Below are 25,134 nucleotides of genomic sequence, written 5' to 3' on the forward strand. Positions count from 1 at the left end.
GCAGGAGCCAGGGAGAGGAACATGATGAATATCGGTCAGGCGGCCAGTTTTTCCGGGGTTTCGGCGAAGATGATCCGCTACTACGAACAGACTGGCTTGATCCCCAAAGCCCTTCGAACCGAGGCCGGCTACCGGCTTTACAGCCCCCATGACGCCAATGCCCTGGGCTTTATCCGGCGCGCCCGCGACCTGGGGTTCTCTGTTGAACAGATCTCGGAGTTACTGGAGTTGTGGCGCGACCGTGATCGTGTCAGCGCTGTGGTCAAGGCCATGGCGCTGACCCATGTCGCGGGTCTGAAAGCGAAAATCGCCGAACTGCAGGCGATGGCGCAAACCCTCGAAAGTCTGGCCAGTCACTGTCGCGGCAATGACCGTCCGGACTGCCCGATCATAGCCGGGCTGGCCGAGCTCAATGCTTTGGCTGCAGCGCCGCAAGCCCCGCGCCGGACACCGCGGTTCGGGCTCGACACACCGGCCTCAGCCCACCAGCGGCAGTTTGCTGAAAAGTGATTGACCTTGTCACGCTGGCAAACTTCAACGTAGCGGTTCACCTTAAATAATCAGGAGATCCCCATGCATCGTTTTCATATCCCCAACATGACCTGCGGCGGCTGCGCCCGATCCGTCACCAAAGCGCTACTGGCCGTCGACCCGCAAGCGCGAATCGAAACCGACCCGGCGGCCCGTGAAGCCAGAGTCGAAAGCCAGCTGGACGAGGGCCTGTTCCACGCAGCGCTCAGCGAAGCCGGATACCCGGACAAACACTGATCAGCAGCACCGGCGAGTTTGCAGGATTGATGTTGGCTGTCGACAACCATGTGGGAGCTGGCTTGCCAGCGATGGCGGCCTGCCTGAAGGGCTGTGGCGCCGGTGCTCGCAAGCAAGCTCGCCCCTGCAGGGCTGGCAGGCTGCGGCTTTGTGGCAGGCATTAAAAAACCGGCTTGTGGCCGGCTTCTCGGGGGCGGGTTTGGCTTATTTTTGGTAAGCCGTACTCGCCTTCAATTTAGACATCCAGGCCCTGAGTGTCAGGGGTGGGGCGTGGCGGCTTATTGCTGCCTTGCCTGCAATCCGGCCTGCTCGATGCAGGGCGCGGTGCTTATGTGGCACGAATCATACTGGGATTCAATGTCGTTTCCCAGCGAAAACAGCTCAATTTTCAGGCATAAAAAAACCTCGGCGAACCGAGGTTTTGGTGTGAGCCAAGCCTGCAGCAACGCAGGCCGGGGTTCACTTAGCCTTTGTAGGCCGCTACCGACTTCATGATCTCGGTACGGGCTGCTTCTGCATCGCCCCAACCTTCGATCTTCACCCATTTGCCTTTCTCGAGATCTTTGTAGTTCTCGAAGAAGTGCTGGATTTGCTGAATCAGCAAAGGTGGCAGGTCGGTGTACTCTTTCACGTCAACGTACAGCTGGGACAGCTTGTCGTGAGGGACTGCAACGACTTTGGCATCGCCACCGCCGTCGTCGGTCATGTGCAGGATGCCAACCGGACGGGCACGGATTACCGAACCTGGCGCTACCGGATAAGGGGTAACAACCAGCACGTCGAGGGGATCACCGTCGTCAGCCAGGGTGTTAGGGATGAAACCGTAGTTGGCTGGGTAGAACATCGGGGTTGCCATGAAGCGGTCAACGAACAGGCAGTCGCTGTCTTTGTCGATTTCATATTTGATCGGCGCGTGGTTCGCCGGAATCTCGATGGCGACGTAGATGTCATTCGGCAGGTCTTTGCCAGCCGGAATCTTGCTGTAGCTCATTGGGCGGTGCCCCCGTGTATAGGCCAGTTTACTTGGCCGATTTGGCCAAAAAGTGGCGGCGATTATAGGCGTATTCCGCTAACGCCGTCACGTCTGGCCGGTTTAGTGGTGCGTCACGTCCGGTTAACGGACCCTCGGTACTCGGGGTGCCCGCTTTGTAGCGTTTGCAGCCGGGTCAGCGGGTCTTGCCGGTAGAACAGGCTGAGCTGCTGGTACACCTTGGGGTAGGCGTGGGTCAGCAGGTCCGGTGCGCTGAAGAAGTATTCGCTGGTGACCGCGAAGAACTCTGCCGGGTTTTCGGCCGCATACGGATCAATGGGCGCGTGAGCCGGGTCGTGGTGATCGAGGTAGTGATTGAGATGGTCGTAGGCTTGTTGCATGGCCTCGGTCCAGTCGCCCAGGTGCATGCTGCTGTGCAAGGGCGGCATGCCATTGGCGGCACCATTGAGCATGTCGAGTTTGTGCGCCAGTTCGTGAATCACCAGGTTGTAGCCTTCCCAGCCGCCACTGGACAACACGCCAGGCCAGGCCAGCACCACCGGGCCATGTTGCCAGGCCTCACCGCTGTGGGTGCCTTGCCATTCGTGCTCGACTCCACTGGAGTCGCGATGACGCTGGGGGCTGATGAAATCATCGGGGTAGAGCACTATTTCGTGGAAACCCTGATACCAGTCCAGTTCGCCCAGGTTGAGCAGCGGCAGCTGTGCCTGGGCGGCCAGCAACAGGCGGCCTGCATCGGTGAGTTCAACCCCGGGCATGGGGGTCAGGTGTTTTTCTTGCAGAAATAACACGCTGTGCTCACGCAGCCATTTGTCCTGGGCGTCGTCCAGCCCGTCGAGAATACTCAGGTGCTGGCGCACGTCATGCCATACGTTTGCCGCGACCGGGTGTTGCGCCAGAATCCGCTGGCGCCGCCATTCACTCAGAGACCACATACGGGCGGCCCCCTATCAGGCTTTGGATGGGCTGCGGCCCATGCGGCTGCGGATCACACCAATGATCATCGGTACCAGAGACAGCAGGATGATGCCCACTACCAGCAACGACAGATTGGACTTGATGAAGGGCACGTTGCCGAAGAAGTAGCCCAGGGTTACCAGGCCGCCGACCCAGAGGATGGTGCCGAAGACACTGAACATCAGGAAGCGCGGGTAGAACATGTGTGCCACGCCGGCAACAAAAGGCGCAAAGGTGCGGAAGATTGGCAGGAAGCGCGCCATGGTCACGGTTTTACCGCCATGACGTTCGTAAAAATCGTGGGTCTTTTCCAGGTAATCGCGGCGGAATATTTTCGAGTTCGGATTACTGAACAATCGCTCGCCGGCGGTTCGTCCTATGACGTAGTTGGTGCTGTCGCCCAGAATTGCCGCCACCATCAGCAGGCCGCCCAGCAATACCGGGTCCATGCCACCGCCCGCAGCCACTGCGCCGGCAATGAACAGCAGGGAATCACCCGGCAGGAACGGCATGACCACCAGGCCGGTTTCACAGAAGATCACCAAAAACAGGATGGCGTAGATCCACACCCCGTAATCTCTTACCAGCATGTCCAGGTACACATCGAGATGCAGGATAATGTCGATCGGGTTGAAATCCATGTAAAGCACCTGTGCTGATGACCCGGCTCTGCAGGTCCGTGCGGGAAAGGGAAGGGTATTTAACTACAAGAGATGTAGTTTTTTCGTACATCTCTTAAAAAAGCGGATTATACGGATTGGTGCAAGTCTTGTTGGTTGAGTTTGTAGCGAGGCGTGTATTGGCTCGCAGCGGCTGGCTAATCAACCCTGGGAGCGAGCGTGCCTCGCCAAGCACACAGCTCGCTCCTACAGAGTCTGGCCCAGTGTTTATTCACCCTTGAGCAGGAAATTCTCGCTGGGGGCCGCTGATTCTATGGTGTGTACCTGTGCTTCGTCCTTCAGGTTGACCCCCGACAATTGCCGACGACAGGCTTCACGCATCAAGTAAACCAGCCGATGGGCGGCCATGGCGTAGCTCAGCCCTTCGAGCCGCACGTTAGAGATGCAGTTGCGATAGGCATCGGTCAAGCCGATCTTTGGCCCGTAGGTGAAGTACAGACCCAGGCTGTCTGGGGAGCTGAGGCCGGGGCGTTCGCCGATCAGCATCACCACCATTTTTGCACCCAGCAGTTCGCCGATTTCATCGGCGACGGCGACCCGTCCTTGCTCCACCAGAATCACCGGTGACTGGCTCCAGTTTTCAGTGGCCGTTTGCTCCTGCATGCGGTCCAGAAAGGGCAGGGTGTGGCGATGAACCGCCAGCGCCGATAGCCCGTCGGCTACCACTATGGCGACATCGATCGCGCCAGGATGAGCCAGGGCGTAGTCGCGCAATTGCTGCGCCGAGTCGTCGTCAAGTTTGCGCCCCAGATCCGGCCGTTGCAGATAGCTGTGGCGATCAATGGCGGCGCTGTGCAGCAGCAGCGTTTGCTGTCCGCGCTCGGCAAGCTGGCTGCTCAGCCCTGCGTGGTCAAACGGCAAATGCACCGCATCCCGGGCCTGGGCGTGGGCAAACTGAAAATCCAGCTGGGCCCCGGTGGGCATGCTGGTGCCGGTGCGGCCCAGGGCAATGCGCGCCGGGGTCAGGCGGCGCAGTTCCAGCCAGGGGTTGAGACTGTCGGTGGGGGTAGTGGCCATGTTCAGCGTCCTCCCAGATGAGCCAGTGCCTGGCGAAATGCCGGCGGCAGTTGATGGCCGAATTCGATGCGGCCATCGGTCTGGGTGAAAATCCCGATCTTGCTCAGCCATTGCTCGAACTCGGGGGCAGGTTTGAGGCCCAGGGTTTTTCGCGCATACAGCGCGTCATGGAACGAGGTGGTCTGATAGTTGAGCATGATGTCGTCCGAGCCCGGAATGCCCATGATGAAGTTGATCCCGGCCACACCCAGCAGGGTCAGCAGGTTATCCATGTCGTCCTGGTCGGCTTCGGCGTGGTTGGTGTAACAGATGTCGCAACCCATCGGCACGCCCAGCAGCTTGCCGCAGAAGTGGTCCTCAAGCCCGGCGCGGATGATTTGCTTGCCGTTGTACAGGTACTCGGGGCCGATAAAACCCACCACAGTGTTGACCAGAAACGGTTTGAAATGCCGCGCTACCGCATAGGCCCGGGTTTCACAGGTTTGCTGGTCGACGCCGAAATGCGCGTTGGCCGACAGCGCGCTGCCCTGGCCGGTTTCGAAATACATCAGGTTGTTGCCCAGGGTGCCGCGGTTGAGGCTTAAACCGGCCTCGTAGCCTTCCTGCAATAGATTCAGATTGATCCCGAAGCTGGCGTTGGCGGCTTCTGTACCGGCAATCGACTGGAATACCAGATCCAGCGGTACGCCACGGTTGATCGCTTCAATCGAGGTGGTGACATGGGTCAGCACACAGGATTGGGTCGGGATCTCATAACGCTGGATGATGGCGTCGAGCATGTTCAGCAGGTCGCAGATCGAGGCGATGCTGTCGGTGGCCGGGTTGATACCGATCATGGCGTCGCCGTTGCCGTACAGCAGGCCATCGAGAATGCTGGCGGCAATCCCCGCCGGATCGTCCGTGGGGTGGTTGGGTTGCAGGCGGGTAGAGAGCCGCCCGCGCAGGCCCATGGTGCCGCGAAAACGGGTGACCACCCGGATCTTCTGCGCCACCAGAATCAGGTCCTGCACGCGCATGATTTTTGACACCGCAGCGGCCATTTCCGGGGTCAGGCCCGGCGCCAGGGCACGCAGGCTCTGTTCGTCGGCGGCGTCGCTGAGCAGCCAGTCACGAAAACCGCCCACTGTCAGATGGCTGACGGCGGCGAAGGCGAGCGGGTCATGGCTGTCGATGATCAGCCGGGTAACTTCATCGGATTCGTAGGGAATCAGCGCTTCCTGCAGGAACCAGGAGAGCGGGATGTCAGCCAGGGCCATTTGCGCAGCGACCCGTTCACCGTCGTTGAGCGCGGCCACTCCAGCCAGGAAATCCCCGGAGCGTGCCGGGCTGGCTTTGGCCATAAGGTCTTTGAGGCTGTCAAAACGGTAAGTCTGAGTGCCTACCGCGTGAGAAAAAGTTGCCATTCAGGATGCTCCTCAACGCCAGACGCCACGCGTCTGGCGGGTTTCTCAGCGACTAGTGCAGGGCTTGCTCGGCTTTTTGGATCGCCGCGAATTCCTCTTCAGGCGTACCGGCCACCAAGTGGTGCCGACTGTAAAAAGCGAAGTAGGCAATTAATACGCCATAGATCACGGCAGCGCCAATCACAACGCGCGGGTCCACCAGGAAACCGGCCACGACCGCGACGCAAGCCAGCACCAAAGCGATGCCTGAAGTGAAGATTCCGCCCGGAGTGCGGTATGGACGCTCCATTTTGGGGCGACGAATACGCAGGGTGATGTGTGCAGCCATCATCAGCACGTAGGAAATGGTCGCGCCAAACACCGCCACCAGAATCAGCAAGTCCCCCTGGCCGGTCAGTGACAGGCCAAAACCGATGATGCCGGGGATGATCAGCGCCAGTACCGGCGCTTTGCTTTTGTTGGTTTCGGACAATTTACGCGGCAAATAGCCGGCACGGGACAGGGCGAAGATCTGACGCGAATAGGCGTAAATGATCGAGAAGAAACTGGCGATCAAACCGGCCAGACCCACCAGGTTGACGAAACTGCCCATCCAGGTTGAGCCGCCATAGGCCTTGCTCAGTGCTTCAACCAGCGGGTTGCCCGAGGCCATCAAGTGGTGCGCGCCCGCAGCGCCGGGGCCGATGACCAGAATCAGCAGGGCAAAGGTGACGAGTACCAGCATGGCGCCGATCAGGCCGCGAGGCAGGTCGCGCTTAGGGTTTTTGGTTTCTTCGGCGGCCAGCGGCACGCCTTCGACGGCGAGGAAAAACCAGATCGCATAAGGGATTGCGGCCCACACGCCGACATAGCCGAATGGCAAGAAGGTGCTGGCGCCTTTGGCCTCGGTAACCGGAATATCCAGCAGGTTTGCGACGCTGAAGTGCGGCACCATCGATACCAGGAACACGCCCAGGGCAATCGCGGCCACGGCGGTGATGACAAACATCAGTTTAAGGGCTTCACCCACGCCGAAAATGTGAATGCCGATAAAGATGATGTAGAACGCCAGATAGATCATCCAGCCGCCAATCCCGAACAGCGACTCGCAATAAGCGCCGATGAATACGGCAATTGCCGCGGGGGCGATGGCGTATTCAATCAGGATCGCGGTGCCGGTCAGGAACCCGCCCCACGGCCCGAATGCGCTGCGGGCAAAGCCATAGCCGCCGCCAGCGGTGGGAATCATCGATGACAGTTCGGCCAGCGAAAAGCACATGCACAGGTACATGGTGGCCATCAGCAATGTGGCGATGAACATTCCGCCCCAGCCGCCCTGGGCCAGGCCGAAGTTCCAGCCGGCATAATCGCCGGAGATGACATAGGCCACACCCAGGCCCACCAGCAGGACCCAGCCGGCAGCGCCTTTTTTCAGTTCGCGTTGTTGAAAATATTCGGAGCCGACCTTTTCAAAGTCGACCGAGGAAGCTGACGCCGGAGCGCCAATGGGTTCGCTAGGCATGTGAGTGCACCTGTTCTTTTATAGTTTGGAAAATATGACAGGGAGCAAAGCAAGAGCTGGGCCATGGGGCCTGATGTAGAGCGGCTTGCTCTGTAGGAACGAGCTTGCTCGCGAGCTTTTTACGGCTCGCGGGCAAGCTCGCGCCTACGGAGGTCAGAGAGGTTAGAAGAAGCCCAGCGGGTTGATGTCGTAGCTCACCAGCAGGTTTTTGGTCTGCTGATAGTGGTCGAGCATCATTTTGTGGGTTTCACGGCCGACCCCGGACTTTTTGTAGCCGCCAAACGCGGCGTGGGCCGGGTACAGGTGGTAGCAGTTGGTCCAGACGCGACCGGCCTTGATGGCGCGGCCCATGCGGTAGGCGCGGTTGATGTCGCGGGTCCACAGGCCGGCACCCAGGCCGAACTCGGTGTCGTTGGCAATCGCCAGGGCTTCGGCTTCGTCCTTGAAGGTGGTGATGCTGACCACCGGGCCAAAAATTTCTTCCTGGAACACACGCATTTTGTTGGTGCCCTTGAGCAGCGTCGGCTGGATGTAGTAGCCGGTTGCCAGGTCGCCTTCGAGCTTGGCTACCTGGCCGCCGGTCAGCAGCTCGGCACCTTCAGCCTTGGCGATTTCAAGGTAAGACAGGATCTTGTCGAACTGCTGCTCCGAGGCCTGGGCGCCAACCATGGTGTCGGTGTCCAGCGGGTCGCCGCGTTTGATCGACGCGACCTTCTTCATCACCACTTTCATGAAGTCGTCGTAGATCGATTCCTGAATCAGCGCGCGGGAAGGGCAGGTGCACACTTCGCCCTGGTTGAAAAATGCCAGCACCAGACCTTCGGCCGCCTTTTCAATGAAAGTCGGTTCGGCCTGCATGATGTCGGCGAAGAAGATGTTCGGCGACTTGCCGCCAAGTTCAACGGTGGAAGGGATGATGTTCTCGGCGGCACATTTCATGATGTGCGAGCCCACCGGGGTCGAGCCGGTAAAGGCGATTTTGGCGATGCGTTTGCTGGTGGCCAGCGCCTCGCCAGCTTCTTTGCCGAAGCCTTGCACCACGTTCAGCACGCCCGGAGGCAGCAGATCACCGATCAGTTCCATGAACACGGTGATGCTCAGCGGGGTTTGCTCGGCCGGTTTGAGCACGATGCAGTTACCGGCAGCCAGCGCCGGAGCGAGTTTCCAGGCGGCCATCAGCAGCGGGAAGTTCCACGGAATGATCTGCCCGACCACGCCCAGCGGTTCGTGGATGTGATAGGCCACGGTGTTGCCGTCGATTTCTGCCGCGCTGCCTTCCTGGGCGCGGATGCAACCGGCGTAATAACGGAAATGGTCAGCTGCCAGGGGGACGTCGGCGTTCAGGGTCTCGCGTACCGCCTTGCCGTTGTCCCAGGTTTCGGTCACGGCCAGCAGTTCGAGATTCTGTTCGATACGATCGGCAATTTTAAGCAGCACCAGCGAACGGGCCTGAACCGAGGTCGAGCCCCAGGCGTCAGCAGCGGCATGGGCGGCATCCAGGGCTTTTTCGATGTCTTCTGCTGTTGAACGCGGGAATTCGGCGATGGGTTTGCCGTTCACAGGCGAGGTATTGGTGAAGTACTGGCCTTTGACGGGCGCCACGAATTCGCCGCCGATGTAGTTGCCGTAGCGGCTCTTGAACGAGACGACAGAGCCTTCGGTACCGGGTTGTGCGTAACGCATGGGGAGTGTCTCCTGGCTTTATTGTGCTTATGGGAGGACGCGCTGTGGCGTTGTCATATGCAAGAGCAAAGGCCGGGCCATATTGTCTGCAGGGCTCTAGGCTGGGGCTCACATGGATATAGGGGCAGTAGGGGTGGCAGTCGCTGTCACGGGCTCGATACAGTTGCCGTGACACTTTGTACCAAAACAGGTGCAGATGATGACCGACGGGTCAGTTGGCGATTGCAAAGCCCGGCCGGCAAGCAGATGCTGAGTGTTCGGTCTGGACCTGGATCCATGTTGGCGAAGAGGGTAAATGTGCCCCTGCCGGACATGAGACCGCCGATACAGCGCGGAGAATAATAAGAATGCACAGCAGTGATTTAAGCCGGCACGCCCGGCAGGTTCTCGATGTCACCCAGGGCCGCCCTCAGGGGTGCGACCCTTCTATTGTCCGTTCCTGGCAGCGCTGCCTGGAGGACTACCACCTCGATCCCGCACAAACCATTGCACCGACGGTGCTGGAGCACGGGCGCATTCTGGAAGGTCGCGAGCGTTTGCAGCAGGTGCTGCAAATCGCCGGGCACGAGATGAACAGTCTGCATCAGCAACTGTCGGGGGCCGGGCACGCGGTACTGCTGACCGATGCCCGCGGGGTCATTCTCAACTGTGTAACGGCGGCGACCGAACGCAAAGTGTTCGAGCGGGCCGGGCTGTGGCTGGGAGCTGACTGGAGCGAGGCCCGCGAGGGTACCAACGGAATTGGCACCTGTGTCGTGGAACGCCAGGCCTTGACCATTCATCAGGACGAACATTTTCGTGGCCGCCATACCGGGCTGACCTGTTCGGCAAGTCCGGTATTCGATCCCCAGGGCGAATTGCTGGCGGTGCTGGACGTGTCCTCGGCGCGGCATGACGTTTCGCGCCAGAGCCAGTTTCACACCATGGCCCTGGTCAACCTCTCGGCGCGGATTATCGAAAACAGTTATTTTCTGCGGCACTTCGAAAACCAGTGGCTGCTGCGCTTTCACCTGCAGGCCGAGTCGGTGGGGCTGTTCAGCGAAGGGATGCTGGCGTTCGATGGCGACGGCGCCATCTGCGCAGTCAATCAGAGCGCCCTGAATTTGCTGGGGCATGAGCGGGGCGGTCTGCTGGGGTTAACAGTCGACAGCCTGTTCGATTGTCCGCGGGACGAACTGTTCGCCCGTGCCAGCACCCAGGCCAGCACCAACTGGCCCCTGCGCACCCGCGACGGTCGCCGCTTGTATGCGGCGGTGCGTGGTCAGCCGCGCAGCGTGCCGTGCGCGGTCAAGCCGCAGGTCGAAGCCGTGGTGCCCCGGGTGAGTAGCATTTGCCTGGGGGACCAGGCCCTGCAGACCGATTTTCGTCGTGCCTTGCGGGTGTTCGAGCGGGATGTGCCGTTATTGATCAATGGCGAAACCGGTTCGGGTAAAGAAGCCTTTGCCAAAGCGGTGCATCAGGCCAGCTTGCGTAACGGCAAAGCATTCGTCGCCCTCAATTGTGCGTCGATCCCCGAAAGCCTGATCGAAAGCGAGCTGTTCGGTTATCGCGGCGGCAGCTTTACCGGAGCGCGCAAAGAGGGGATGCAGGGCAAGTTGCAGCAGGCCGATGGCGGCACCCTGTTTCTGGACGAGATTGGCGATATGCCCCTGGTGCTGCAAACCCGTCTCTTGAGAGTGCTGGAAGATCGCCTGGTGGTGCCGATTGGCGGTGAACCGCTGGCAGTCAATGTGCGCATCATCAGCGCCACGCACCGCAACTTGCAGGAGCGCGTGGCTGACGGCAGTTTTCGCGAAGACTTGTATTACCGTCTCAATGGTCTGGAAATCGGTTTGCCGGCGTTGCGCGAGCGCAGTGACAAGTCGCAGTTGCTGGATTTTCTCCTGGCCGAAGAAGCGGCTGACCAGCACCTCGTGCTCAAGCCAGCGGCACGCCAGGCTTTGCTGGATTTTCAGTGGCCGGGCAACGTCCGCCAACTGCGCAACGTGTTGCGCACTCTGGCGGCGTTGTGTGAAAACCAGACGATCGAGTTCGATGACTTGCCCATGGCCATTCGCCAGGCCCCCGCCACGGCTGCCGTCCCCTGTGCGCAGCCGCTGGAAAACGCTGAAAAACTGGCCCTGCTCGAGGTACTGGAGCTGCACCGCTGGCATATGACCCATGCCGCCGTGCAGCTGGGGATCAGTCGCAATACGCTGTACAGAAAGCTGCGCAAGCACGGGATAGAGCGATAGCTTATTTTGCGGGAGCCGGCCGGGCGGCTCCCGCAAAAGAAGGCATTTGAATCATCAGGTGCGAAAAACAACCCCCTGCGATACCCTTCGCCGATGATTTTCGAGGTCGACTATGCACATTCATATTCTTGGTATTTGCGGCACTTTCATGGGTTCGCTGGCTGTTCTGGCCAAAGAACTGGGTCATCACGTTACCGGTTCCGACGCTAACGTCTATCCGCCAATGAGTACCCAGCTGCAAGCTCAAGGCATTGAGTTGACCCAGGGCTATGATCCGGCCCAGCTCGACCCGGCACCCGATCTGGTGGTGATCGGCAACGCGCTGTCCCGTGGCAACCCGGCCGTCGAATACGTGCTGAACAAAGGCCTGCCTTACGTATCGGGCCCGCAATGGCTGGCCGATCACGTGCTGCAAGGCCGCTGGGTACTGGCTGTGGCTGGCACCCATGGCAAAACCACCACCAGCAGCATGCTGGCCTGGGTTCTGGAGCATGCGGGCATGGCCCCGGGCTTCCTGATAGGTGGTGTGCCGCAAAACTTTGCGGTGTCGGCCCGTCTGGGTGATACGCCGTTCTTCGTGGTCGAGGCCGATGAGTACGACAGCGCCTTCTTCGACAAGCGTTCAAAATTTGTGCATTACCGTCCGCGCACCGCGATCCTGAATAATCTTGAGTTCGATCACGCGGACATCTTCCCGGACTTGCCGGCCATTGAGCGCCAGTTCCATCACCTGGTGCGCACCATCCCGAGCGAAGGCCTGGTGATTCATCCCACCACCGAGCCGGCCTTGCAGCGCGTGATCGAGATGGGCTGCTGGACCCCGGTGCAAACCACAGGCGATGCCGGCCAATGGCAGGCCAAACTGCTCAGCGAAGACGGTTCGCGCTTTGAAGTGTTGTTTGAAGGCAGCGTTCAAGGCACCGTCGAGTGGGACATGACCGGCCAGCACAACGTGGCCAATGCCCTGGCGACCCTGGCGGCGGCACGCCATGTGGGTGTGGTACCAAGCCTGGCGATTGACGGATTGAGCGCGTTTAAAAGCGTGAAACGGCGGATGGAGAAAGTCGCTGAAGTTCACGGCATCACCATCTACGACGACTTTGCCCACCACCCGACTGCCATTGCCACGACCCTTGATGGTCTGCGCAAACGCATCGGCGACGCGCCGCTGATTGCCGTCATCGAGCCGCGCTCCAACTCCATGAAACTGGGCGCCCATCGCGACGGCTTGCCGCAAAGTGTGGTGCAGGCCGATCACGTGGTCTGGTATGCCCCGGCCAATCTGGGCTGGGATCTGGCGGCGACGGTGGCCTCAAGCCCTGTGCCGACTCTGGTATGCGATTCGCTGGAGGCGATCATTGCCGAGGTCAAGCGCCATGCCAAACCCGGTACTCAGGTGGTGATCATGAGCAACGGCGGCTTTGGCGGCCTGCACGGCAAATTGGCGGAAGCCCTGCAATGAGTGGCCCGGAACGCATCACCCTGGCGGTAACCGGTGCCTCTGGCATGCAATACGCGCTGCGCCTGCTCGATTGCCTGGTGCGGGAAGACCGTGAGGTGCATTTCCTGATTTCCAAGGCCGCGCAATTGGTGATGGCCACTGAAACCGATGTCAGCCTGCCGCCCAAGCCACAGGCCATGCAGACTTTTCTGACCGAATACACAGGAGCTGCCGCCGGGCAGATTCGCGTCTACGGCAAGGAAGACTGGATGTCACCGGTGGCGTCAGGCTCCGGAGCACCGGCCGCCATGGTAGTGGTGCCCTGTTCTACGGGGACGCTGTCGGCCATTGCCACCGGCGCCTGCAACAACCTGGTTGAGCGGGCTGCGGATGTCACGCTCAAAGAGCGCCGGCAGCTGATTCTGGTGCCCCGTGAGGCGCCGTATTCCAGCATCCATCTGGAGAATATGCTCAAGCTGTCGAACATGGGGGCGGTGATACTGCCCGCCTCGCCGGGCTTCTATCACCAGCCACAAACCATCGATGACCTGGTGGACTTTGTGGTGGCGCGAATTCTCAACCTGCTCAATATCCCGCAAGACATGCTGCCACGCTGGGGCGAGCACCATGTGGGCGGCGATGAGTAAGGTTGTGCTGCTGATGCTTGCGGCTATGCATGTCTGTGGTTGCGCCAGTGTTCGCACGCTGGACGCGGCCAAGCCGGGGGCGCCGATTGTCTATTCCGGCACCCGACTGGACATGTACGCGTTACAGGGCGGGTGCTGTGCGATGGACCGCTTTGGTGCCGATGCCCCGCGCTACCCGGGGCTGGACCTGCCAGCCAGCGCATTGCTCGATACGCTGCTGTTGCCCTTGTCGGTGTTGACGGTGCTGGGTGTGGGCTATCAGGCCAGCGGTGGTTTGTAGTCGCTGCCAAAGGCTGCTGGCTCTGTGCTGCGCAGGACTACGCCCCCCGGTTTTATAAAGCTCGCAGCCTTTGGCAGCGACCACAGGGCGGATTATTTACCCAGCCTTCTCAGTTCATCGGACTCGACCACCCGCACCCCATCCTGCTCTTCCAGGGCCAGGCGCCATAGGGCACGAGCCAGCTGGCAGGCCTCGATACCGTGGTATTTGCCCGGGATCAGTCTGGACAGGGGCGCCGCCAGCTGCTCCGCCAAACGCGGTTCTGTACGCTCACCGATCAGCAGCGACGGGCGGGCAATGGTCAGCTGCGGCCAGCCCTGGACGCGCAATGATTGCTCCATCTCGCCTTTGACCCGGTTATAGAACACCGACGATTTAGGATCGGCCCCTATCGCGCTGAGCACTATCAGGTGCCGCGCGCCCATTTCCCGTGCGCGTTTGGCAAAGGCTACGACCATGTCATGATCGACCGCACGGAAGGCTTCTTGCGAGCCCGCCTGCTTGATGGTGGTACCCAGGCAGCAAAATGCGATATCGACCTGTCCGCTCAGCTCTGGCAGAAACACCGACGGATCGCCCACCGGATTTTCCAGGTGCGGATGTTTGGCCAGTGGTCGCCGTGAGGGCGCAAGTACTCGGGTGATGGTGGGTTCGTTAAGCAACCGGTCGAGCAGATGTTCGCCGGTAAGACCGGTAGCTCCTGCAAGCAGGATGTGCTGAGGCGTCAAGTACATGCGTGGTTCTCCCTTGATACATCCAGCTTAGTCTTAGTTAGCTGACTTGCAGTTCATTCAGGTGACTGCAAGGCCTGTTTTGCCTGTTGCTGGCGCAAGCGTTGCCAGTGCGCCAGGACACCTTTTGGCGCCCATATCTGCGGCTCGGAGGGCTCGTAGCCGTCAGTCTGCTCGCGCTCGGTGATATAACCCCTGGCCAGTTTGAAAGCTTTTTCCAGGTCGTCGGTCTGATTCAGCGCCTGAGCGAACAGCGCATTGCCGAAGTAAGTGAAGTCGGCTTCTTCCGAGCAGCCAAAAGACACGCGGTCGGCCCGGGATGCGGTCATGATCAGGGTTTTGTCATCTTTGAGCGCCGGGATAAACCCGCCGGAGTAGCAGGATGAAATCACGATAATCTTGTCCCGGTTTTTCAGCGGAGCCAGGGCTGCGGCCAGTTCGTCGGCAGGCAGGTCTGCCAGCTCCAGGCGCGGTTGATCCAGCACCAGTTCATGCTCCTGGGTGCCGTGACTGGTGAGGTAGATAAACACCAGGTCTTCGGGGCCGGTACGCTCGGCCAGGGTTTTGGCTGCGCGGTGCAGGTTTTCCCGGGTGGCCATGGGCTGGTCCAGCAGATGATCGCGATGGTTCACCAGGTTGATCTGGCCGTGGCTGCCGAAGCGGGTGGCGAGCATGTTGTTGACGTATTCGGCTTCACGCATGAACACACTTTGCTTGCCGTCGCCCGCCAGCACCAGGCTGTATAGCTCTACGTCGGGGGTCGACGCAGGTACTGCATCCAGTGCGTCTTTGAGCAGCGTTCCCTGATTGAGCAGGCCCAGTTCCAGCGGGTCGGGCAGCAGGTTGCCATTGGCATCGCGTACCCGTTGTCCGTTAAGCCAGTAGCCGCTTTCGACGGTGCCATCGGCCAGGGTCAGGGTGCCATGCCCCTGATAGGTGTCCGCGGCAAATTCACCGATATAGCTGCTGCCGTCGGCCATGCTCAGGTGGCCGGGGCCATTGAACCGCCACTCATTGAACATGCCGCGATAGTGCGAGCCATCAATGCCGATCAGCTCGCCCTTGCCGGTCAGGGCGCCATCTTTGAACTCGCCGATCCAGACATCGCCGTCAGCGTTTTCATAGCGGCCTTTGCCGTTCAGTTGATTGTGTTTGAATGCGCCTTCGTACTGGTCGCCATCGGCACTGTTGAACACGCCGTTGCCTTCCAGCTCGCCATTGACGAACTGGCCGCTGAATTCATTGCCGCTGGCATCGCTGCGCTTGCCTTCGCCGTTGGGTTTGCCGTGGGCGAACTGCCCCTGGTACTGGCTGCCGTCTTCAAGTTCAAGATGGCCAACGCCGGAGAACTGATCGTCCTTGAACTCGCCGCGGTAGCTCATGCCACCTTCTTTGAGCGTGCCCTCACCCTCGCGCCGGCCCTGCTTGAAGCCGCCGACATAGGTGCTGTCGTGGGTGGTCAGGCTGCCCTGGCCGCTGTACTGGCCCTGTTCGAAGCCACCGCTATAGACGTCGCCGTTGCTGGCGTGCCATTCACCCTGACCGTGCCACAGGCCATTTTTGAAATCGCCGGTATACCAACTGCCATTCGGGTAGTCGATACGGCCCTGACCTTGCAATAGCCCGTTGACCACTTCGCCTCGATAGCGGCCGCCATCAGGCAGGCGTGCGTCGGGAGGCATCAGCGATTCGCCGTCTCCGCAGGCCGTCAACAGCAGGGTCAAAGCAAGGGGGGCAAGTGGGCGCATAGCGGGATCCGGATAGTTAGGCTTGCGAGTATGCCGTAGCAAGGAGAGCCGCTCTATAGGGCTGGATGAAACATCCTGGTAATTGCGTGACCATCGCCATGGTTTGGCAATGCCGGCTTGTGAGGGGACGTGCTTATAATGCGACGCAAAAAATATTTGCTGGAGAAGTGAGATGTTGTTACGCGGCTTGACGTGGCTGGTGCTGTTTCAATTGCTCGGTACTGCCCTTAATCACTTGTTCGTCCCCGTGTTGCCCGGCCCCATTATCGGTCTGTTGCTGCTGCTGGTATTTTTGCTGCTGCGCGGCCAGGTCGGCGAACCCCTGAGCCAGGCGGCCAGCAGTTTGTTGCGCTACCTGCCGCTGCTGCTCGTCCCTCCTGCCGTCGGAGTCATGGTGTATGCCGCCGATATCGCGGCTGATTTTTGGGCCATTGCCGGTGCCCTGGTGCTGTCACTGCTGATCTCTATGGCGTTTGTCGGTGTGCTGATGCAGCGCTTGCTCAAAGGGCACAGTCACCCCGGGGAGCGGCCATGAACCTTGAGTGGCAGGGCGCCTGGGCGTCGGTAATCCATCACCCGCTGTTTGGCATCGGGATTACCCTGGGCGCTTATCAACTGGTGCTGGCGGCCTATGAAAAAACCCGCTGGATTTTCCTGCAGCCGGTGTTGGCGTCGATGTTACTGGTGATCGGGGTCCTGGTCAGTTGCGGTCTGAGCTATGTCGAGTACCGTAAAAGCACGGAAATCCTCAGCATCCTGCTTGGCCCGGCCACTGTGGCGCTGGCGGTGCCGCTGTATCTGAATCTGCGGCGAATCCGTCAACTGTTCTGGCCCATTTTTACTACGCTGGTGATTGGCGGAGTCCTGGCCACCGGACTGGTGGTTTTGCTGGGCTGGTGGTTTGGCGCCGAGCATATGATGCTGATGACCCTGGCGCCGAAGTCGGTTACTTCGCCGATTGCGATGCTGGTCGCAGAACAGATCGGCGGTGTTGCGCCCCTGGCGGCGGTATTTGTGCTGATTACCGGAGTAATCGGCGCGATAGTCGGCCCCGGGCTGTTGCGGCTTTTGCGGGTGCATAGCCCTGAGGCCCGGGGTATGGCGCTGGGCATGACCGCCCACGCGGTGGGCACCTCGGTCGCGTTGCAAGAAGGCGAGGAGTGCGGCGCTTTTGCAGCGCTGGCCATGAGTCTGATGGGCGTAGGTACGGCGGTTTTCCTGCCGTTGGCTGTAACCCTGGTTGTCTAAGGAAAAATATATGAGCTTGCCGCTGTTTCCATTGAACACCGTGCTGTTTCCGGGCTGCGTGCTGGACTTGCAGATTTTCGAGGCGCGCTATCTGGACATGATTGCCCGTTGCATGAAGCAAGGCACGGGTTTTGGTGTGGTGTGCATCCTGGAAGGCGGCGAGGTAGGAGAGGCGCCCCAGGATATCGCCCGGATTGGCTGTGAAGCGCTGATTCGCGATTTTCAGCAGCAGGACAACGGCCTGCTGGGGATACGGGTCGAGGGCGGACGGCGATTTGAGGTGTTGAGCACCGAGCTTCAGGGCAATCAGTTATTGCTGGCCGAGGTCGACTGGCTGGACGAGCTTCCCGAACAGCCGCTGGAGCACGAAGACCAGGACCTGCTGGCATTGCTCAAAGCCCTGGCGGAACACCCGATGGTGGCTGCGTTGAACATGAGCACTGAAGTGCCGGGTCAGCAGGCACTGGCAAACCAGTTGGCCTACCTGCTGCCCTTTGCCGAACAGGACAAGCTCGAACTGCTGCAGGTCGATGACCCGCAGCAGCGTCTGGACGGGATTCAGGTGCTGCTCGACGAGATGCAGAGCGAGGCGCTGGGCGAAACCCTGATGTAGGCGTCGGGCTGCATCAATAGGTGTAGCGCAGCAACTCGCGGGACAAGTCGTGCAGCATGAAAAAGCCATACAGAGCAACGATTGCCGGCAGGATCAGCCACCAGATCTTCTGCGGTATCGGCTGCAGCGGCATGTAGCGCTGGCTCAGCGCCAGGGCAAAAGCGTTGACCAGGATGGCGAGCAGGGCGCCGGCCATGATGTCGGTTGGCCAATGGGCTCCCAGATACACCCGCGACAGCGCCACGCTGATCGCCAGCAAGCAGCCCAGCAGGACCCAGGTAATGCGCATGCGCTGGGGTTGTTCGCGACCGGCCAGAATCGCCAGGGCGATAAAAAACGCAAATGAGCCGGAGCTATGGCCGCTGGGCATGCTGTAGGTGGTCAGCGGATCCACCAGCACTTCGGGGCGCATGCGGGCAAAGAAGTGTTTGGTGGCGGTGTTGGCCAGGGCCGTAAACAGCGTCACCCCGCCAAAAAAGATCATCGCCCGCCACTGCTTGGTGACCAGCAGCAACCCGCAGAGCAGCGCCGCGGCCACAAACTGGGTGTGGAAGTTGCCTATTTGCGTGACCAGCACGGCGCCGAGATCCATCGCGCTGCTGCGGTGCTCCTGCAGCAGCGCACTGATGCCACGGTCAAAAGCGCCCATGTACGGATAGCCCGCGAACACCGCGATCAGCAGCGCCAGACCCAGGGCGCCGATCAATAACGTGGCTTTGGGTTGGCGGCGGATGCTGGCATTGATGCTCAGCCCCAGCAGTGCAGTCAGACCCGCGGCAACGATGGCTGCTTGCGGCCAGAACCCTTCAGGCAACGGCAGGCGAATCGCGGCCCCTGTTGCCCAGCCCGGCAGGAGATAGGCCACCGACCAGCCAGCCCCGGCCAGCAGGCTGACAATGATGAAGCGCGGGACCGGCATGTCGCACATGCCTGCCACCATGGGCAGCATAGGACGCAGCGGGCCGATGAAGCGTCCGACCAGCAGGCTGGCAATCCCGTAGCGTTGAAAATAGCCTTCGGCGCGGTTTATCCATTCAGGATGGTGGCGCAGCAAGGGCAGGCGCCGGATGTTTTGGTGGAAACGTCTGCCCAGAACGTAGGACACAACGTCTCCGGTCAGACCTCCGAGCAGCCCCAGTAACAATGTTTCACCCAGTGACATCGCGCCATTGCCTGCCAGAACGGCGATCGCGAACAGCAATATGGTGCCCGGAATGATAAAGCCGATGATCGCCAGGCATTCAAAGAACGTCACTAAAAATACGGCAAGGCCCAGCCATTGCGGGTTGGCCGTTAACCAGCCGGTCATGCTATCGAGCCATGGGCCCATGCTAAAACTTCCTTTTTAATCGTTGTTTCAATCGTCTGCAGATGCGAGCTCTGCGTTGCTGTGTTGAACAGCTTGCTCCTACAGAGGGGGCCGGTTTTCCAACACTATATAGTCGCGCCCCTCAACCTGGCCGCGGCGCAGTGGGTTGCGGGTGCAGTACGCGGTGTAGTCGGCATCGACAAATCGGTACAGCAAATGCTCGTCCCGGCCATGGGGTATGCCCAGGCGGGTGGTTTGAATGATCTGCGACGGCACCTCTGAGACGTCATCGACCCGTAAACGTTCGGGATCGAAACATTTTGCATCCCAGTCAGGTACTTTCAGCCCCAGTGCTTTGCACAGCAGGGTTTGCCCCGCGCAGAGTTTCTGGTCCGGGCGTGGCCGACCCTGGGTGTCAGGGTTGTTGAGTCGCATCCGGGCCAGGCTGGCCGGGCCGGACAACGGGTCCTGCCAGGGGTAGGCCGACTTGATCAGTACCGCGTTGCCGGGGCCCTGGGCACTGAAGTTCAGCGAGTCGCCGCCCCGTGCGTAGTACATATAGATGTGGCCACCATCGAAAAACAGCGCCTTGCGCTTTTCGGTGTAGCCCAGGGACGCGTGGCTGCCCTTGTCTGCGCAGTAATAGGCTTCGGTTTCGATGATCCGCGCGCTAAGCCACAAACCGTCAACCCGGTGACGAATGACTTTTCCCAACAGTTCGCGAGCGAGCAGCTGGGCGTCGCGATTGAAAAAAGTATCGGGCAACGTGATTGGCATCTTCAGGGGGGTCAGCAGATGGCTAAAAAGTCGCCAATCATAGCAAGGGATGCTTAATCGGGGCTGAACACTGTGTATTTACGGCCGATTTCGACCATCCGCCTGTCACCGCTGTGCGTGAGACGGCGCGACAGCTATAATCGGCCGCTTTCCTCCCTGCCAAGACCCTTGAGACCATGACTGAGTCCGTTCTTGACTACATGACCCGCCTGGGTCGCGCTGCTCGCGAAGCCTCCCGCGTGATCGGCCGCGCCAGCACGGCGCAGAAAAACCGTGCCCTGCACGGCGCTGCCGACGCCCTGGATGCGGCCCGTTCGGAGCTGGTTGCGGCCAACGAACTGGACCTGGCCGCCGGCCGGGCCAATGGCCTTGAGCCAGCCATGCTGGAGCGCCTGGCGCTGACCCCTGCCCGTATCGACAGCATGATTGTCGGTTTGCGTCAGGTGGCAAGCTTGCCGGACCCCGTCGGGGCCATTCGTGACATGAGCTATCGCCCCTCGGGTATCCAGGTGGGCAAGATGCGCGTGCCGCTGGGAGTAGTCGGAATCATCTACGAGTCGCGTCCGAACGTGACCATCGATGCCGCCAGCCTGTGTCTCAAGTCGGGCAATGCCACCATTCTGCGTGGCGGCTCCGAGGCGATTCACTCCAACCGTGCGATAGCCATCTGCATCCAGCGAGGTCTGGCCGAGGCCGGACTGCCGCCGGCAGTGGTACAGGTGGTTGAAACCACCGACCGGGCTGCGGTCGGCGCGCTGATCACTATGCCCGAGTACGTGGATGTGATTGTGCCCCGTGGCGGCAAAGGCCTGATCGAACGGGTCAGCCGTGATGCCAAGGTGCCGGTCATCAAGCACCTTGACGGCATTTGCCATGTCTATGTCAGTGCCCGCGCTGATCTGGCCAAGGCCCAGCGCATCGCGTTCAACGCCAAGACCTACCGTTACGGGATCTGCGGGGCGATGGAAACCCTGCTGGTGGATCAGACCGTCGCTGCGCAGTTTTTGCCGGCAATGGCCGAACAGTTCCGCACCAAGGGCGTCGAGCTGCGCGGTTGCGAACGTACCCGGGCGTTGATCGACGTGCTGCCGGCCACCGAAGATGACTGGAGCACCGAGTATCTGGATGCGATTTTGTCGATCCTGATCGTCGACGGTCTGGACCAGGCGATTGAGCACATCAATCACTACGGCTCCCATCACACCGACTCGATCGTCACCGAACATCAGGGCGACGCCCGGCGTTTTATGGCCGAAGTCGACTCCAGTTCAGTGATGCTCAACACCCCGACCTGCTTCGCCGATGGATTTGAGTACGGATTGGGTGCGGAGATTGGCATTTCTACTGATAAGCTGCACGCCCGCGGCCCGGTGGGTCTCGAAGGTCTGACCTGCGAGAAGTACATTGTGGTCGGTGACGGTCAGCTGCGCGGCCAGGAGCCGGTCTGACTTGGTTGACCTCAGTCCGTTAGTGGTGGCCCCGGCCATCGGCCTGTTACCCCTGCGCATTGGCGTTCTGGGTGGCACCTTCGATCCGGTGCACATCGGGCATTTGCGCGGTGGCCTGGAAGTGGCCGAAATGATGCAGCTCGATGAGCTACGTCTGACTCCCAACGCCAGGCCGCCACATCGCGATACGCCCCAGGTGTCGGCGCTCGACCGTTTGGCGATGGTTGAGTGTGCTGTCGCTGGAGTAGCTACGCTGGTAGTGGATTCCCGGGAGCTGCAACGGGACACGCCGTCCTACACCATTGATACCCTGGAACTGATGCGGGCCGAGCTGGCCGCTGATGACCAGTTGTTTTTACTGCTGGGCTGGGACGCTTTTTGCGGCCTGCCTACGTGGCACCGCTGGGAGGATTTACTCCAGCATTGCCATATCCTGGTGCTACAGCGCCCGGATGCCGACAGCGAACCGCCGGATGCCTTGCGCAACCTGCTGGCAGCGCGCTCGGTGAGCGACCCGCTGGCCCTGAAGGGGCCTGGCGGACAGATTGCATTCGTCTGGCAGACGCCGCTCGCGGTATCCGCCACCCAGATCCGTCAACTGCTGGCCAGCGGTAAGTCGGTACGTTATCTGGTGCCCGACGCGGTCCTGGCCTACATCGATGCGCACGGACTTTACCGTGCGTCGAACTGAAAAGGCGCGTTTCAAGGCACGATTCAACGTGTATTGAAACGCCCGAACACATGAGCAAAACGAGTTTTTATATGACGAACAAAGACGTAAGCAAAGTAAAGCGCACAGGCAAAGCCAAAAGCGCTCCGCTGCCAGTTGAAAAATTCACCGGTGAGCCACTCAAGGGCGAAAAACTGGTTGAAGTAGCCGTTGCCGCTCTGGAAGACGTTAAAGGTCAGGACATCCAGATCATCGACGTGCGTGACAAGCACAGCATCACCGATTTCATGATCATCGCTACCGGTACTTCGAACCGTCAGATCGGCGCGATGCTGGACAAGGTTCGTGAGGCCGTCAAAGCGCTGGGCGTGAAGCCATTGGGCGAAGAAGGCAAGGGCGACAGCGACTGGGTCCTGCTGGATATGGACGACGTGATCGTGCACATGATGACTGCCAGTGCCCGTCAGTTCTACGACCTGGAACGCCTGTGGTCCGGCGCAGAACAGAGCCGTGCCCTGAACGCTGCTCACCACAGCCCGGAAAACACCCACGAGCACTTCATCAAGCTCAACAAAGACCAGGAATAAGGGTTCGTTGTGCGCTTGCGTCTGATCGCTGTCGGTTCGCGTATGCCCAAGTGGGTGGAAGAGGGTTGGCATGAATATGCCAAGCGTCTGCCATCCGAGCTGGCGCTTGAACTGGTAGAAATACCGCTCAATACCCGCGGCAAGAATGCTGACGTGGCTCGTTTCATCCGTCAGGAAGGCGAGGCCATGCTGGCCAAGGTCGGCCCGGGGGAGCGAATCGTTACGTTGGAAGTCCACGGCAAGCCGTGGAGCACCGAGCAGCTGGCGGTTGAGCTCGACCGCTGGCGCCTGGACTCGCGCACGGTGAACTTCATGGTCGGCGGCCCCGAAGGGTTGGCGCCTGAAGTTTGCGCGCGCGCCGATCAGCGCTGGTCGTTGTCGCCCTTGACGTTGCCGCACCCGTTAGTACGGATTCTGATTGGTGAACAGTTGTATCGCGCCTGGACAGTGTTGTCCGGGCACCCTTATCACAAATAGTCAGCGTCCCGAATGTCTCAGCCGATACGCCTCAAAGACCACGAGAAAGACGCACGCCTGGTGCGCGGACGAGTCGTGGTCGGCGCAATTGCGGTGGTGGTACTGATTTGCGTCCTGCTCGCACGCCTGTATTTTCTGCAGGTGGTGCAGTACGAGTACCACTCGACCCTGTCGGAAAACAACCGGGTGCATGTGCAGCCGATTCCACCGACCCGCGGCCTGATCTTTGACCGCAATGGCGTAGTGATCGCGGACAACCGTCCCAGTTTCAGCCTGACCATGACCCGTGAGCGTTCGGGCGATTCGCAGCAGGTGCTCGACGTTATCGTTGAAGTCCTGCAGCTCACGCCGGAAGATCGTGCGTTGTTTGAGAAACGCATGAAACAGGGGCGTCGGCCGTTTGAGCCAGTGCCCATTCTGTTTGAGCTGAACGAAGAGCAGATCGCCCGGATTGCCGTGAACCAGTTCCGCCTGCCCGGGGTTGAGGTGGTTGCGCAGCTGGTACGGCATTACCCGCAAGGCGCGCACTTTGCGCACTCGGTGGGTTACATGGGGCGGATCAACGAGAAAGAGCTTAAAACCCTCGATCCGGTCAATTACAGCGGCACCCATCACATCGGCAAAACCGGTATCGAACGCTTCTATGAAGCCGAGCTGCACGGTCAGGTGGGTTACGAAGAAGTTGAAACCAACGCCCGGGGCCGGGTATTGCGGGTGTTAAAGCGCACCGACCCGATTCCCGGCAAAGACATCGTGCTCAGCCTCGATATCAAGCTGCAAGAGGCGGCCGAAGAAGCACTGGCCGGTCGGCGCGGGGCGGTAGTTGCCCTGAATCCGATGACCGGTGAAGTGCTGGCCATGGTCAGTCAGCCAAGCTTTGACCCCAACCTGTTTGTCACCGGCATCAGCTTCAAGGCCTATGCCGAGTTGCGCGATTCGATTGACCGCCCGCTGTTCAACCGCATCTTACGCGGCCTGTACCCGCCGGGCTCGACCATCAAGCCGGCAGTAGCGATTGCCGGTCTGGACAGTGGCGTGATCAATGCTTCGACCCGGGTCTACGATCCGGGCTATTACCAGTTGCCCAATTACGATCACAAGTACCGTAACTGGAACCGCACCGGTGATGGCTATGTCGACCTGGACACCGCGATCATGCGGTCCAACGACACCTATTTCTATGATCTGGCCCACAAGCTGGGCATCGATCGTCTGTCGACCTACATGAACCAGTTCGGTATCGGCCAAAAAGTCTCCCTCGACATGTTCGAAGAGTCGGCTGGCCTGATGCCGTCCCGGGAGTGGAAGCGCGCGACCCGGCGTCAGGCCTGGTTCCCGGGCGAGACCCTGATTCTGGGGATTGGTCAGGGTTATATGCAGTCCACGCCTCTACAGCTGGCGCAGGCGACTGCGCTGATTGCCAGCAAGGGCAAGTGGATTCGCCCGCACCTGGCCAAAACCATTGAGGGCGTGGCGCCGGTCGATCCTAACCCGATGCCCGATATCATTCTTCGCGACCCGTCCAGCTGGGCCAAGGTCAGTCACGGCATGCAGCAAGTGGTGCACGGTGCCCGCGGCACTGCGCGGGTAGCAGGCGTCGGGGCGCAATACCTGATTGCCGGCAAGAGTGGTACGGCGCAGGTCGTGGCGATCAAGCAGGGTGAGAAGTACGACCGCTCCAAGGTTCAGGAACGTCACCGTGACCACGCCTTGTTTGTCGGCTTTGCCCCGGCCAACAACCCGCAAATTACCGTCTCGGTCATGATTGAAAACGGTGAGGCGGGCAGTCGGGTTGCCTCGCCGGTGGTGCGTAAGGTCATGGATGCCTGGTTGCTGGATGCTGACGGCAAGCTCAAACCCGAATACGCCAGCCCTTTAAAGGCAGAGGTTACGGCCAATGATTAGTAATTTTGACCGCATCCTC

General features: G+C 60.2%; 25 protein-coding genes. 14 read left to right on the plus strand and 11 right to left on the minus strand.

Annotated features, from left to right (window positions below):
• Nucleotides 1-21: 21 nt before the first annotated feature.
• Entirely contained in the window at nt 22-510 is a 489-nt protein-coding gene (gene cueR, locus B195_RS02815) for a Cu(I)-responsive transcriptional regulator (RefSeq protein WP_100917147.1), read from the plus strand.
• A gap of 63 nt (nt 511-573) precedes the next feature.
• Nucleotides 574-768: a heavy-metal-associated domain-containing protein gene (locus B195_RS02820; protein ID WP_003444255.1), complete on the plus strand. Its 195-nt coding sequence runs from the start codon at nt 574-576 to the stop codon at nt 766-768.
• 463 nt (nt 769-1,231) lie between these two features.
• Here the strand turns inward: B195_RS02820 and ppa are convergent, their stop codons facing one another.
• From ppa to B195_RS02855, 7 genes are all read right to left on the minus strand, one after another.
• Nucleotides 1,232-1,759, minus strand: coding sequence for an inorganic diphosphatase (gene ppa, locus B195_RS02825; RefSeq protein WP_003444254.1), 528 nt, complete (start codon nt 1,757-1,759; stop codon nt 1,232-1,234).
• Nucleotides 1,760-1,872: 113 nt separating this feature from the next.
• Complete coding sequence (locus tag B195_RS02830; protein ID WP_003444253.1) at nt 1,873-2,694, minus strand: zinc-dependent peptidase; 822 nt, start codon at nt 2,692-2,694, stop codon at nt 1,873-1,875.
• Nucleotides 2,695-2,709: 15 nt separating this feature from the next.
• Complete coding sequence (locus B195_RS02835) at nt 2,710-3,357, minus strand: DedA family protein (protein ID WP_003444252.1); 648 nt, start codon at nt 3,355-3,357, stop codon at nt 2,710-2,712.
• Nucleotides 3,358-3,603: 246 nt separating this feature from the next.
• Nucleotides 3,604-4,413, minus strand: a complete 810-nt coding sequence (eutC, locus tag B195_RS02840) for an ethanolamine ammonia-lyase subunit EutC (protein WP_003444251.1) — start codon at nt 4,411-4,413, stop codon at nt 3,604-3,606.
• 2 nt (nt 4,414-4,415) lie between these two features.
• Complete coding sequence (locus tag B195_RS02845) at nt 4,416-5,816, minus strand: ethanolamine ammonia-lyase subunit EutB (RefSeq protein WP_003444248.1); 1,401 nt, start codon at nt 5,814-5,816, stop codon at nt 4,416-4,418.
• A 52-nt stretch (nt 5,817-5,868) separates the two neighbouring features.
• On the minus strand, nt 5,869-7,317 hold the full coding sequence (gene eat / locus B195_RS02850; protein ID WP_003444246.1) for an ethanolamine permease: 1,449 nt from the start codon (nt 7,315-7,317) through the stop codon (nt 5,869-5,871).
• A gap of 162 nt (nt 7,318-7,479) precedes the next feature.
• Nucleotides 7,480-9,000, minus strand: coding sequence for an aldehyde dehydrogenase family protein (locus tag B195_RS02855; RefSeq protein WP_003444244.1), 1,521 nt, complete (start codon nt 8,998-9,000; stop codon nt 7,480-7,482).
• 347 nt (nt 9,001-9,347) lie between these two features.
• Here B195_RS02855 and B195_RS02860 point away from each other — a divergent pair, with 347 nt between their 5' ends.
• From B195_RS02860 to B195_RS02875, 4 genes are all read left to right on the plus strand, one after another.
• Nucleotides 9,348-11,234 carry a sigma-54-dependent Fis family transcriptional regulator gene (locus tag B195_RS02860; protein WP_003444241.1) on the plus strand — a complete coding sequence of 629 codons (1,887 nt, stop codon included), beginning with the start codon at nt 9,348-9,350 and terminating at the stop codon, nt 11,232-11,234.
• A 112-nt stretch (nt 11,235-11,346) separates the two neighbouring features.
• Nucleotides 11,347-12,696: a UDP-N-acetylmuramate:L-alanyl-gamma-D-glutamyl-meso-diaminopimelate ligase gene (gene mpl, locus B195_RS02865; RefSeq protein WP_003444238.1), complete on the plus strand. Its 1,350-nt coding sequence runs from the start codon at nt 11,347-11,349 to the stop codon at nt 12,694-12,696.
• Nucleotides 12,693-13,322 carry a flavin prenyltransferase UbiX gene (gene ubiX / locus B195_RS02870; protein WP_003444235.1) on the plus strand — a complete coding sequence of 210 codons (630 nt, stop codon included), beginning with the start codon at nt 12,693-12,695 and terminating at the stop codon, nt 13,320-13,322. Before mpl ends, ubiX begins: the two co-directional genes overlap by 4 nt.
• Complete coding sequence (locus B195_RS02875) at nt 13,315-13,602, plus strand: YceK/YidQ family lipoprotein (protein ID WP_003444232.1); 288 nt, start codon at nt 13,315-13,317, stop codon at nt 13,600-13,602. Before ubiX ends, B195_RS02875 begins: the two co-directional genes overlap by 8 nt.
• 92 nt (nt 13,603-13,694) lie before the next feature.
• On the opposite strand, the gene B195_RS02880 is transcribed toward B195_RS02875, so the two are convergent.
• Entirely contained in the window at nt 13,695-14,336 is a 642-nt protein-coding gene (locus B195_RS02880) for an oxidoreductase (RefSeq protein WP_003444229.1), read from the minus strand.
• A gap of 53 nt (nt 14,337-14,389) precedes the next feature.
• Nucleotides 14,390-16,081 (minus strand): C13 family peptidase, encoded by a 1,692-nt coding sequence (locus B195_RS02885; RefSeq protein WP_003444226.1) that lies wholly within the window; start codon nt 16,079-16,081, stop codon nt 14,390-14,392.
• A gap of 172 nt (nt 16,082-16,253) precedes the next feature.
• On the opposite strand from B195_RS02885, the gene B195_RS02890 reads away from it, so the two are divergent.
• From B195_RS02890 to B195_RS02900, 3 genes are read left to right on the plus strand one after another with little or no spacing between them, the layout of a single operon-like run.
• Complete coding sequence (locus tag B195_RS02890) at nt 16,254-16,616, plus strand: CidA/LrgA family protein (protein WP_003444223.1); 363 nt, start codon at nt 16,254-16,256, stop codon at nt 16,614-16,616.
• Nucleotides 16,613-17,329 (plus strand): LrgB family protein, encoded by a 717-nt coding sequence (locus tag B195_RS02895; protein ID WP_003444217.1) that lies wholly within the window; start codon nt 16,613-16,615, stop codon nt 17,327-17,329. The genes B195_RS02890 and B195_RS02895 overlap by 4 nt, the downstream gene beginning before the upstream one ends.
• A gap of 10 nt (nt 17,330-17,339) precedes the next feature.
• Nucleotides 17,340-17,942 (plus strand): LON peptidase substrate-binding domain-containing protein, encoded by a 603-nt coding sequence (locus tag B195_RS02900; RefSeq protein ID WP_003444214.1) that lies wholly within the window; start codon nt 17,340-17,342, stop codon nt 17,940-17,942.
• A 13-nt stretch (nt 17,943-17,955) separates the two neighbouring features.
• Here B195_RS02900 and B195_RS02905 read toward each other — a convergent pair whose 3' ends face one another.
• Together B195_RS02905 and B195_RS02910 are read right to left on the minus strand one after the other, a co-directional pair.
• A complete protein-coding gene (locus B195_RS02905; protein WP_003444211.1) occupies nt 17,956-19,272 on the minus strand; it encodes a bifunctional DedA family/phosphatase PAP2 family protein in 1,317 nt (438 codons plus the stop codon).
• Between the two features lie 78 nt (nt 19,273-19,350).
• Nucleotides 19,351-20,028, minus strand: a complete 678-nt coding sequence (locus B195_RS02910; protein ID WP_037001589.1) for a DNA-3-methyladenine glycosylase — start codon at nt 20,026-20,028, stop codon at nt 19,351-19,353.
• 176 nt (nt 20,029-20,204) lie between these two features.
• Between B195_RS02910 and B195_RS02915 the strand changes: the two genes are divergently transcribed.
• From B195_RS02915 to mrdA, 5 genes are all read left to right on the plus strand, one after another.
• A complete protein-coding gene (locus tag B195_RS02915; protein WP_003444207.1) occupies nt 20,205-21,476 on the plus strand; it encodes a glutamate-5-semialdehyde dehydrogenase in 1,272 nt (423 codons plus the stop codon).
• A 25-nt stretch (nt 21,477-21,501) separates the two neighbouring features.
• Nucleotides 21,502-22,167, plus strand: a complete 666-nt coding sequence (gene nadD, locus B195_RS02920) for a nicotinate-nucleotide adenylyltransferase (RefSeq protein ID WP_165878380.1) — start codon at nt 21,502-21,504, stop codon at nt 22,165-22,167.
• 71 nt (nt 22,168-22,238) lie between these two features.
• The gene (rsfS, locus tag B195_RS02925) at nt 22,239-22,733 is read left to right on the plus strand and encodes a ribosome silencing factor (protein WP_003444202.1); all 495 of its coding nucleotides are present in this window, start codon (nt 22,239-22,241) and stop codon (nt 22,731-22,733) included.
• Nucleotides 22,734-22,742: 9 nt separating this feature from the next.
• Nucleotides 22,743-23,210 carry a 23S rRNA (pseudouridine(1915)-N(3))-methyltransferase RlmH gene (gene rlmH, locus B195_RS02930; RefSeq protein WP_003444191.1) on the plus strand — a complete coding sequence of 156 codons (468 nt, stop codon included), beginning with the start codon at nt 22,743-22,745 and terminating at the stop codon, nt 23,208-23,210.
• Nucleotides 23,211-23,222: 12 nt separating this feature from the next.
• Nucleotides 23,223-25,115 carry a penicillin-binding protein 2 gene (mrdA, locus tag B195_RS02935; protein ID WP_003444190.1) on the plus strand — a complete coding sequence of 631 codons (1,893 nt, stop codon included), beginning with the start codon at nt 23,223-23,225 and terminating at the stop codon, nt 25,113-25,115.
• Nucleotides 25,116-25,134 lie beyond the last annotated feature (19 nt).

This window comes from Pseudomonas sp. Lz4W, assembly GCF_000346225.2.
GTDB lineage: Bacteria > Pseudomonadota > Gammaproteobacteria > Pseudomonadales > Pseudomonadaceae > Aquipseudomonas > Aquipseudomonas paraversuta.

Coding starts and splice junctions, on each gene's coding strand:
- B195_RS02890 (WP_003444223.1), top strand. CDS start 16,254: ATGTTGTTACGCGGCTTGACGTGGCTGGTGCTGTTTCAATTGCTCGGT.
- mrdA (WP_003444190.1), top strand. CDS start 23,223: ATGTCTCAGCCGATACGCCTCAAAGACCACGAGAAAGACGCACGCCTG.
- eat (WP_003444246.1), bottom strand. CDS start 7,317: ATGCCTAGCGAACCCATTGGCGCTCCGGCGTCAGCTTCCTCGGTCGAC.
- B195_RS02845 (WP_003444248.1), bottom strand. CDS start 5,816: ATGGCAACTTTTTCTCACGCGGTAGGCACTCAGACTTACCGTTTTGAC.
- eutC (WP_003444251.1), bottom strand. CDS start 4,413: ATGGCCACTACCCCCACCGACAGTCTCAACCCCTGGCTGGAACTGCGC.
- B195_RS02860 (WP_003444241.1), top strand. CDS start 9,348: ATGCACAGCAGTGATTTAAGCCGGCACGCCCGGCAGGTTCTCGATGTC.
- mpl (WP_003444238.1), top strand. CDS start 11,347: ATGCACATTCATATTCTTGGTATTTGCGGCACTTTCATGGGTTCGCTG.
- B195_RS02900 (WP_003444214.1), top strand. CDS start 17,340: ATGAGCTTGCCGCTGTTTCCATTGAACACCGTGCTGTTTCCGGGCTGC.
- B195_RS02910 (WP_037001589.1), bottom strand. CDS start 20,028: ATGCCAATCACGTTGCCCGATACTTTTTTCAATCGCGACGCCCAGCTG.
- B195_RS02915 (WP_003444207.1), top strand. CDS start 20,205: ATGACTGAGTCCGTTCTTGACTACATGACCCGCCTGGGTCGCGCTGCT.
- B195_RS02875 (WP_003444232.1), top strand. CDS start 13,315: ATGAGTAAGGTTGTGCTGCTGATGCTTGCGGCTATGCATGTCTGTGGT.
- B195_RS02885 (WP_003444226.1), bottom strand. CDS start 16,081: ATGCGCCCACTTGCCCCCCTTGCTTTGACCCTGCTGTTGACGGCCTGC.
- B195_RS02905 (WP_003444211.1), bottom strand. CDS start 19,272: ATGGGCCCATGGCTCGATAGCATGACCGGCTGGTTAACGGCCAACCCG.
- ubiX (WP_003444235.1), top strand. CDS start 12,693: ATGAGTGGCCCGGAACGCATCACCCTGGCGGTAACCGGTGCCTCTGGC.
- rsfS (WP_003444202.1), top strand. CDS start 22,239: ATGACGAACAAAGACGTAAGCAAAGTAAAGCGCACAGGCAAAGCCAAA.
- B195_RS02855 (WP_003444244.1), bottom strand. CDS start 9,000: ATGCGTTACGCACAACCCGGTACCGAAGGCTCTGTCGTCTCGTTCAAG.
- B195_RS02835 (WP_003444252.1), bottom strand. CDS start 3,357: ATGGATTTCAACCCGATCGACATTATCCTGCATCTCGATGTGTACCTG.
- B195_RS02880 (WP_003444229.1), bottom strand. CDS start 14,336: ATGTACTTGACGCCTCAGCACATCCTGCTTGCAGGAGCTACCGGTCTT.
- ppa (WP_003444254.1), bottom strand. CDS start 1,759: ATGAGCTACAGCAAGATTCCGGCTGGCAAAGACCTGCCGAATGACATC.
- B195_RS02830 (WP_003444253.1), bottom strand. CDS start 2,694: ATGTGGTCTCTGAGTGAATGGCGGCGCCAGCGGATTCTGGCGCAACAC.
- B195_RS02895 (WP_003444217.1), top strand. CDS start 16,613: ATGAACCTTGAGTGGCAGGGCGCCTGGGCGTCGGTAATCCATCACCCG.
- B195_RS02820 (WP_003444255.1), top strand. CDS start 574: ATGCATCGTTTTCATATCCCCAACATGACCTGCGGCGGCTGCGCCCGA.
- cueR (WP_100917147.1), top strand. CDS start 22: ATGATGAATATCGGTCAGGCGGCCAGTTTTTCCGGGGTTTCGGCGAAG.